Genomic DNA, 7,619 nt, shown 5'->3' on the forward strand with positions numbered 1-7,619 from the left:
AGCGCATCTCGTCGAAATAGGCCTGAGCGTCGGCTTCCGTATCGAAATAGCCGCCCTTCCAGCCCCAATAGGCCCAGGCGCCGGCGAGCCGGTCGAACACCTGCTTGGCCGAGGTCTCCGAGCCATAGCGCTCGGCCTTAGGCAGCGACTCCAGAGCTTCCGTATCGGCAACCGACCGCCACAAAAAAGACGGCGCGCCGTTCTCTTCCACGCGCTTCAGGCGCGCGGGCACGCCGGCCTTGCGGAAATACTTCTGCGCCAGCACGTCGGCGGCGACCTGGCTCCAGCCGGCCGGCACTTCGAGCCGGTCGAGCGAGAACACCACCGAGCCGTCGGGGTTGCGGATCTCGCTCTTGGTCGTCTCGAACGCGATCGACGCGTAGGGGGACTGCGCAGGCTTCGTGTACCGCCGCTCGATATGCATGGCCTCAAACCCCGATGCTCGGCGGGCGCACGCCCGCCATCGACCGCGCGAGCGGCCCCCCAAAGACAATGTCAGACGTTTCTACGCGCGCCGACGCCCACAAGGTTCCAAGGCTCCGCGCCGCAAGCGCCTTGCCCCGTCGCCGATGCGCTCTCGCGCGGGCGGCCGCCGCTCGCCAGACCCCCTTGGAGCCGGAAAGCCGCCGCGCGCCGAGAACGTCCGAACATTACGACTCTGTGACGATTACGTCAACAGCTTGTGCCGAACCCTCGCCACCAACACAACATATTGTGGAGAAAAATGTATAACTTTGGGTAAACGCCCGGCCGCATTGACACCTTCGGCCGAGTCGGAGCGGCTCGGCAAGGGGAAAATTTGGCCTCGCCAAAGGACGGCTTTGGCGCTGGACACGCCCCTTCCCGATCGCCATAGTCCGCCCGCGAAAAATTCCTCAGGCGGCTCACGAACGCGATGAAGCTCTTTCTCCTCCGGTTCTTCACCTGGTGGAACGGCGCCACGCTCAACACCCTGTGGCACACCCGCCGCCACGGCGAGCTGGTCGGCCAGGACGAGGCCGGCAACCTTTATTACCGCACCCGCGGCGGCAAGAAGGACCCGGCGCTGGGGTTCGAGCGGCGCTGGGTGATCTACAACGGCCTCAGCGAGGCGTCGGCGACGCCGCCGGGCTGGAACGGCTGGCTGCACCACACCGTCGACGTGGCGCCGAGCGAGGAAGACTACAAGGCCAAGCCCTGGGAGAAGCCGCATATGGCCAACCCGACCGGCACCAGGGCGGCGATTCGGCCCAAGGGCTCGACGATTGGCCTCGGCCGGCGCCAGGCGGCGGCGGGCGACTATCAGGCCTGGCGGCCGGAGGGCTGACGAAGCGCCTTCGTTTCGCCCGGCTTTGCCGTCAAGGGAGCCCGATGCGCCTCGAGCGCGCGCCTAAACCATGCAGCGGCCCGGATCCAGACGATGAAACAACGTTTCCGGCGCCTCGCGGTCCTTGCCGGGGCGACGATTGTGGCCGCCGGCGCGCCGGCGCTCGCCGACAAGATCAAGCATCCGACCGCGGTCTTCTCTGGCCTCGACAAGATCACCGGCCGAATCATCTCGTTCGAGGCGGCGATCGGCGAAACGGTGCAGTTCGGCTCGCTGCAGATCACGCCGCGGGTCTGCTACTCACGGCCGCCGACCGAGGCGCCGCAGACCGACGCCTTCACCGAGGTCGACGAGGTGGCCGAGGACCACGCCACCCATCGCATCTTCAGCGGCTGGATGTTCGCCGACAGCCCCGGCATGCACGGCGTCGAGCACCCCGTCTACGACATCTGGCTGACCGACTGTAAGGGCGACGGCGAGCTCATCCACGAGGCGCCGACGGTCGCCGACGCGCCCTCCGACTCGGGCGATGCGGGCCTCGGCCCGATTGCCCCGCCCGACCGGCCGGTCCCCCAGCCGTCGGCGACGCCGACGCCGAAGAAGCGCAAGGGCGCCGCCGCCGATCCCGGCCCGCTCGACCTCAACGCGCCCGGCGCGCCGGTGACGATCCCGCTGCCGCCGCCCGTGGTCACGAATCCGCTGCCGGCCCCGACGCCGCGCAACACGCCGAGCCAGCGCTTCTTCCCGACCGACAACGACGCGCCGATCCCGCCCGCCAACATCGGCCGCTGAGTCCGGCGGCTGGACCTATGAACATTCAGGCGCCGCTGAGATAGGCGTCGAGCCAACCGAGGACCTTCTCCCAATTTTCGGCGGCGCCGTGCGCCGCCTGCGGCCGGCCGAGAAAGCCGTCCTCGCGCAGCGTGATCAGGGTTCCGTGCGGCGGCGGCTCGAAACGATAGGCGAGCGTCGTTTCGCGCTCGCCGACCAGCGGATTGGCGACGAAATGGCGGGTCAGCACGATCCGATTCGGCGCCTCGACGGCGCAGATCTCGCCCCATTCGTCGAAACTCCGGCCGTCGCATAGCTCGGCGCAGACGCTCCAGCCGCCCTGGGGACGCAGATCGGCCCGCCAGTCCTTCTGCCGATGGACGCCGGGGAGCTTCCACCAGCGCTCGACCTCGCGGGTCATCAATGCGGCGAAGGTCCGCTCGGGCGGCGCCGGGACTTCGGCGGTCGCGAGCAGCATGCCGCCTACGCCGTCGGCGACCGCCTTTGGCCGCTTGTTCGCCGCCGCAGCCATGCGAAAATCGGGCGCCGCGTTCGCTTCGTTCGTCATCCCGCCGCCAGTTCCTAGAGTAATATCGATTTTTCCATTGGATAAATCAGAATGTGAATGTGAAGGTTCAACTCGCTCGGGCGCGACGGCGCCGGTCGAGGATTCTCTTCAAGCGCCGCTTGAACGCTTCGATCTTGGCGATCGGCGCGCGCGAGACGGCAGCGAACGACGCATCGCGCGCCGCAAGCCGGACGAGCCCGCCGGCGATGGCGCCCCTCACGCAGGAACAATGTTTGCAATCGCTTGCGCCGGTCTGCTCAACCGTGAGGCGATAGCCGGTCAGCCGGCCGGCTTGGACTTGAGAACGACCTGGCCGGTCTCGAGCAGCGATTTGAGGTTCGAAAGAATGCGCGGCCAACCGCCTCCGACCGCTTCGATCAGCTTCGCGCCAGGGTGCGGAATCGAGTGGTTGATGGTCAGTTTGACTGCGCCTTCGACCGGCTCGAGCTCGATGACGCAGAACGCTTCGCCCTCAGCCGCCAGCTCCGGCCTCCACAGATGCCGCCAGCGCAGAGCGAGGCGCCGCGGCGGATCGCATTCTGCGACCTCGCCCTCGTCGGTGACGAGGCCATCGGGGAGGACCATCTTCCACGGCGAGCCGGCTTTCCAGTCGGTCTCGAGGGTCACGCCGAACCAATATTGCTTGGTGAATTCGGGTTGCGTCAGCGCCGCCCACAGTTGTTCGGGCGTGGTGCGGATATAGGTCGCGTAAACGAAGCGGCTGATCCCGTCAGTCATGGCCGTTTCCTTCTTCCAGCTTGCGTTTGAGCTCGGCGAGCGCGGCCAGGCGCGGCGCGTCGAATTTGCCGATCCAGCGCCCGGCGATGTCGTTGATTGGGACCGGGTTGATGAAATGCAGCTTCTCGCGCCCGCGCTTCTGGCTGACGACGAGATTCGCCGCTTCGAGCGCGACGAGGTGCTTGGTCACCGCCTGGCGGGTCATGTCGAGGCCCTCGCAGAGTTCGCCCAAGGTCTGCCCGTTGCGCGCATGAAGCCGATCCAACAGCCGCCGCCTGACCGGATCGGCGAGCGCGCGAAAGACCGCGTCCATGCTCATGGCGGAAATATGCAACCAAATGGTTGCCTTTGCAAGCGCAAAATTTGCGCTCCCCGGAAAGCCGCCGCCTCACGCCGTCAGAGGCGCGACGACCGCGTCGAGCAGCCTGGCTACGTCTTGTGGACTCAAGCGCGCCTGCAGGCCGCGCTGGCCGCCGTTGACGAAGACGTAGGGCTCGGCGAGCGCCTCGGCGTCGATCGCGGTTCTCAGCCGCCGCGTCTGGCCGAACGGGCTGACGCCGCCGATCTTGTAGCCCGAGACGCGCTCGGCCTCGGCCGGCTTCATCATCTCAGCCGCCTTGCCGCCGAGCGCGACGGCGAGCTTCTTCATCGAGACTTCGCGGTCCGAGCGCAGCACGACGCAGATCGGTTTGCCGTCAACCAGCGCGATCAGCGTCTTCAGCACCCGTTGCGGCGCCTCGCCCAGCGCTTCGGCCGCCTGCATCCCGATCTTGTCGGCGTCGGGATCGTAGTCGTAGGCGTGGACCGAAAACGCCGCCCCCGCCTGTTCGAGGGCCTTGGTGGCGCGGGTGGATTTGGACAAAAGGGACTCCTGGCTCAGGCTTCGGGCTCATCTTCGCCCGACCGCCTCTGTTGCGGCGAAGCCGCATCGTACCGCTCTGCCCGATTCCTTTCACCCTCCCGCGCCAGCGCGGCGATTCTTGCCGTACGCGTGCAAGAATCGGACACCTATCTGCTCGGGCCCGCCGTTGCTACGCTGCCGCCTGCGAGCGGCGTCGCAATCGCCAATGGCGGCGCGAGCGGCGAAAAACATTGGAGAAACGGCTCATGGCGCGCGTCTTCGTCACCGGATCGTCGTCCGGCCTCGGCCTGATGGCGGGCGAGCTGCTGGTCGAGCAGGGCCATCGCGTCGTCCTTCACGCCCGCAATCCGGCCCGCGCCGACGAAACGCGCCGCGCCCTGCCCCAAGCCGAGGCGGTCGTCGTCGGCGATCTGGCGAGCGTCGCCGGCGCGCGCGGCGTCGCCGACGAGGCCAATAAACTCGGCCGCTTCGACGCCATCATCCACAACGCCGGCGTCGGCTATCGCGAGGCGCGGATCAACACCGCCGACGGGCTTCCGCATGTCTTCGCGGTCAACGTCCTCGCGCCCTACGTCCTGACGGCGCTGATCGAGCGGCCGGACCGCCTCGTCTACTTGAGCTCCGGCATGCACCGCGGCGCGAACGCCCGCCTCGACGATCTGACCTGGACGAAACGCGCCTGGAACGGCGCCCAGGCCTACGCCGAGAGCAAGTTTCTCGACGTGCTGATCGCCTTCGCCGTCGCGCGGCGTTGGCCGGACGCGCTGTCGAACGCGCTCGAGCCCGGCTGGGTGGCGACCCGCATGGGCGGCCCAAGCGCGCCCGACGACCTCGACCAGGCCCATCGCACTCAGGTCTGGCTCGCCGTCAGCGACGAGCCGGAAGCGCGGGTCACCGGCAAATATTTCCGCTACAAACGCCAGCGCGCGCCCGACCCGCACACGGACTCGATCGAGTTGCAGGACCGGCTGATCGCCGAATGCGCGCGACTGTCGGGCGTGGCGCTGCCGGACTGAACGCCGCCTGCGGCCGGCTGCGGCCGCCTAGATCAGCAGCGCCAGCATAGACAGAAGCGCGGCGGTCGCCACGGCGTTCAGCGCCATGCCGAGGCCGGCGAAGGCCCCCGCCGTCGAATCGACCTGAAACGCCCGCGCCGCGCCGATGCCATGCGCGGACACGCCGACGGCGAAGCCCCGCGCGCGGAAATCGCTGATCTTCATCCAGTTGAACAGCGGCGTCGCCGTCATCGCGCCGACCACCCCGGCGAACAGCACGATGACCGCCGCCAGCGCCGGTACGCCGCCCAATTGCGACGCCACCGCCATCGCCACCGGCGTCGTGACCGCCCGTGGCGCGATCGACGCCAGGACGGCCCTGGGGGCGCCGAAGAGCCACAGAATGCCCACCGCGCTGACCACCGCCGTCGCCGCCCCCGCCGCCAAGGCCAGAGCGATCGGAAAGGCCTGCCGCCGGATCAGCGCCCGCTGGCGCCAGATCGGAACCGCCAGTCCGACCACCGCCGGTCCCAGCATGAAACTCAGCGCCTGCGTCGCGTTCCCATAGACGGGATAAGCCGTGCGCGTCGCCAGCAGCAGGGCGATCAGCGCCGGCGTCGCCAGCAGCACCGGATGGCATAACGGATGGCGCCCGCTGCGCCGCGACACGACATCCGCCGCCTCGAACGCGATCAGGGTGGCGGTCAGCCAGAAGATCGGGGTCGTCAGCAGGTCGCTCACGCTCCGGCGTCCTCCGCCGGCTCGCCGCGTCTCGCCGCCCAGCGGAAGACCAGCGCCGTCACCGCCATGGTCAGCACAGTGGAAACCGCCGTCGCGACGACCAGCCCGACGCCGTAGCGCGACAGCGCCGGCCCCTGCTCGATCAGCCCGACGGCCGCCGGCACGAACATGATCGACAGATGCGCCGTCAGCCACGCGCTGACGGCCTCGAGCGTCGGGCGCTCCTTCTGGACCAGCGCCAGCCAGCCGATCAGCAGCAGCATGCCGATCACCGAGCCCGGCAGCGCCAGGCCCGCCAGCCGATGGACCGCCTCGCCCGCCAGTTGGCAGACGAACAGCAAAGCCAGAGCGCCGATCATGGTCACGATGCAAATCTCATGCGGGCGTCGGCGGCGTCGACCGCAATGCGCCGACTTCGCCAACCCAGCCTCTTCGCGATCGGCATGATCTAGCGGCGCGCGGCTGGAACGGCAATCTTTCGCTTGCCGTCGCGGGGCGCGGCGATCAAGCCGTTGCGCGGCGGCGCACGATGACCAACATTCGCGCCGTCGTTCCGCAGCAAGATCGAGCCGACTCCTTGTCATCGCTTCAACGCGCAGGAAATCCGCCATGCCCGAACTGAACAACCGCGTCGCGCTGGTCACCGGGGCCTCGCGCGGCATCGGCAAGGCGATCGCCCTGGCGCTCGCCAAGGCGGGCGCCGCGGTGGCGGTCAACTATCGCGAACGCGGCGAAGAGGCGGCCGCCGTCGTCGCGGCGATCCGCCAAGGCGGCGGCCGCGCGGCGGCCATCGCCGCCGACGTCGCAAGCGCCGCCGCCGTGCAGCGCATGGTCGGGGAGGCCGAAGACCGGCTCGGCCCGATCGACATCCTCGTCAACAACGCCGGCATGGCGGCGGCGCGCGGCCTCGACGACATCACCGAAGCGGATTTCGACCAGGCGCTCGCCGTCAATCTGAAGTCGGCCTTCCTCTGCACGCAGGCGGTCCTGCCCGACATGCGGGCGCGGCGGTGGGGGCGGATCGTCAACATCTCCTCGATCGGCGCGCGCGTCGGCGCGGGCTCGGTCAGCGTCGCCTACGGCGCCGCCAAGGCCGGGGTCGAGGGCCTGACGCGCGCCTATGCGCTGCGGCTCGCGCCGGAGGGCGTGACGGTCAACGCGATCGCGCCGGGCCTGATCGACACCGAAATGGGCGCGCCGCTGATCGCGGCGGGCGTCGGCGCGCGCATTCCCGTCGGCCGCGTCGGCGCCGGCGACGACATCGCCCAGGCCGTTCTGTTTCTGGTCGGCGACGCCTTCGTCACCGGCCAGACGCTGGCGGTGAACGGCGGGGCGCTGTTTTTGTGAGGAGGGGCGAGTCGGGGCGGCGGAGGCGGAACGGGCGAAGCCTCAGAGAGCGCGGGCTGTCGCGGTCGGCCGTGGCGCGTCGCAGCCGATCGACAAGACCGAAATGGAACGCGCGGCGCCGGCTCGGCGAACGACCGCCGCCGAGCCGAAATCGCGGCGCCGCGTGGACTTACTTCGACTTGTCGAGCAGAGCGGCGCAGGCTTGCGTCACGCCGGGGCCGACGGAATTGCTTCCGGGCATCACCGCCCAGCCGCCCTTTTCGATGAACGCCGCCTGCTCCAAATTGTCGA

Annotated in this window: 11 protein-coding genes and 1 pseudogene; 4 read left to right on the forward strand and 8 right to left on the reverse strand. The window is 69.1% G+C overall.

Translation table 11 applies throughout. The annotated features are described in order from the left end of the window. A pseudogene (locus ABSF49_RS18245) lies at nt 1-424 on the reverse strand (vitamin B12-dependent ribonucleotide reductase); the annotation flags it as partial. 471 nt (nt 425-895) lie between these two features. On the opposite strand from ABSF49_RS18245, the gene ABSF49_RS18250 reads away from it, so the two are divergent. Continuing rightward, complete coding sequence (locus tag ABSF49_RS18250) at nt 896-1,306, forward strand: NADH:ubiquinone oxidoreductase subunit NDUFA12 (RefSeq protein WP_424114067.1); 411 nt, start codon at nt 896-898, stop codon at nt 1,304-1,306. A 93-nt stretch (nt 1,307-1,399) separates the two neighbouring features. After that, entirely contained in the window at nt 1,400-2,098 is a 699-nt protein-coding gene (locus tag ABSF49_RS18255) for a DUF2155 domain-containing protein (RefSeq protein ID WP_424114068.1), read from the forward strand. Nucleotides 2,099-2,123: 25 nt separating this feature from the next. Here the strand turns inward: ABSF49_RS18255 and ABSF49_RS18260 are convergent, their stop codons facing one another. The 5 genes from ABSF49_RS18260 to ybaK all read right to left on the reverse strand — a co-directional run bounded on the left by ABSF49_RS18260 (nt 2,124) and on the right by ybaK (nt 4,245). Beyond that, on the reverse strand, nt 2,124-2,645 hold the full coding sequence (locus ABSF49_RS18260) for an SRPBCC family protein (protein WP_424114069.1): 522 nt from the start codon (nt 2,643-2,645) through the stop codon (nt 2,124-2,126). Between the two features lie 67 nt (nt 2,646-2,712). After that, entirely contained in the window at nt 2,713-3,003 is a 291-nt protein-coding gene (locus ABSF49_RS18265) for a DUF899 family protein (RefSeq protein ID WP_424114070.1), read from the reverse strand. After that, the gene (locus tag ABSF49_RS18270) at nt 2,925-3,383 is read right to left on the reverse strand and encodes an SRPBCC family protein (RefSeq protein WP_424114071.1); all 459 of its coding nucleotides are present in this window, start codon (nt 3,381-3,383) and stop codon (nt 2,925-2,927) included. The genes ABSF49_RS18265 and ABSF49_RS18270 overlap by 79 nt, the downstream gene beginning before the upstream one ends. Continuing rightward, the gene (locus tag ABSF49_RS18275) at nt 3,376-3,702 is read right to left on the reverse strand and encodes an ArsR/SmtB family transcription factor (RefSeq protein WP_424114076.1); all 327 of its coding nucleotides are present in this window, start codon (nt 3,700-3,702) and stop codon (nt 3,376-3,378) included. Before ABSF49_RS18275 ends, ABSF49_RS18270 begins: the two co-directional genes overlap by 8 nt. 69 nt (nt 3,703-3,771) lie before the next feature. Next, complete coding sequence (gene ybaK, locus ABSF49_RS18280) at nt 3,772-4,245, reverse strand: Cys-tRNA(Pro) deacylase (protein ID WP_424114072.1); 474 nt, start codon at nt 4,243-4,245, stop codon at nt 3,772-3,774. Between the two features lie 245 nt (nt 4,246-4,490). On the opposite strand from ybaK, the gene ABSF49_RS18285 reads away from it, so the two are divergent. Beyond that, entirely contained in the window at nt 4,491-5,261 is a 771-nt protein-coding gene (locus ABSF49_RS18285) for an SDR family NAD(P)-dependent oxidoreductase (RefSeq protein WP_424114073.1), read from the forward strand. A 27-nt stretch (nt 5,262-5,288) separates the two neighbouring features. Here ABSF49_RS18285 and ABSF49_RS18290 read toward each other — a convergent pair whose 3' ends face one another. Beyond that, nucleotides 5,289-5,981 (reverse strand): LrgB family protein, encoded by a 693-nt coding sequence (locus ABSF49_RS18290; protein WP_424114074.1) that lies wholly within the window; start codon nt 5,979-5,981, stop codon nt 5,289-5,291. Next, nucleotides 5,978-6,340, reverse strand: a complete 363-nt coding sequence (locus tag ABSF49_RS18295) for a CidA/LrgA family protein (RefSeq protein WP_424114077.1) — start codon at nt 6,338-6,340, stop codon at nt 5,978-5,980. Before ABSF49_RS18295 ends, ABSF49_RS18290 begins: the two co-directional genes overlap by 4 nt. A gap of 250 nt (nt 6,341-6,590) precedes the next feature. Here ABSF49_RS18295 and ABSF49_RS18300 point away from each other — a divergent pair, with 250 nt between their 5' ends. Continuing rightward, nucleotides 6,591-7,328, forward strand: a complete 738-nt coding sequence (locus ABSF49_RS18300) for an SDR family NAD(P)-dependent oxidoreductase (protein ID WP_424114075.1) — start codon at nt 6,591-6,593, stop codon at nt 7,326-7,328. Nucleotides 7,329-7,619 lie beyond the last annotated feature (291 nt).

This window comes from Roseiarcus sp., from assembly GCF_049514155.1.
In the GTDB taxonomy this organism is placed as follows: domain Bacteria; phylum Pseudomonadota; class Alphaproteobacteria; order Rhizobiales; family Beijerinckiaceae; genus Roseiarcus.

Bases quoted from the DNA above. Each gene is read 5' to 3' on its own strand.
- ABSF49_RS18285 (WP_424114073.1), top strand. From the start codon at position 4,491: ATGGCGCGCGTCTTCGTCACCGGATCGTCGTCCGGCCTCGGCCTGATG.
- ABSF49_RS18275 (WP_424114076.1), bottom strand. From the start codon at position 3,702: ATGAGCATGGACGCGGTCTTTCGCGCGCTCGCCGATCCGGTCAGGCGG.
- ABSF49_RS18255 (WP_424114068.1), top strand. From the start codon at position 1,400: ATGAAACAACGTTTCCGGCGCCTCGCGGTCCTTGCCGGGGCGACGATT.
- ABSF49_RS18300 (WP_424114075.1), top strand. From the start codon at position 6,591: ATGCCCGAACTGAACAACCGCGTCGCGCTGGTCACCGGGGCCTCGCGC.
- ABSF49_RS18260 (WP_424114069.1), bottom strand. From the start codon at position 2,645: ATGACGAACGAAGCGAACGCGGCGCCCGATTTTCGCATGGCTGCGGCG.
- ABSF49_RS18270 (WP_424114071.1), bottom strand. From the start codon at position 3,383: ATGACTGACGGGATCAGCCGCTTCGTTTACGCGACCTATATCCGCACC.
- ABSF49_RS18250 (WP_424114067.1), top strand. From the start codon at position 896: ATGAAGCTCTTTCTCCTCCGGTTCTTCACCTGGTGGAACGGCGCCACG.
- ABSF49_RS18295 (WP_424114077.1), bottom strand. From the start codon at position 6,340: ATGATCGGCGCTCTGGCTTTGCTGTTCGTCTGCCAACTGGCGGGCGAG.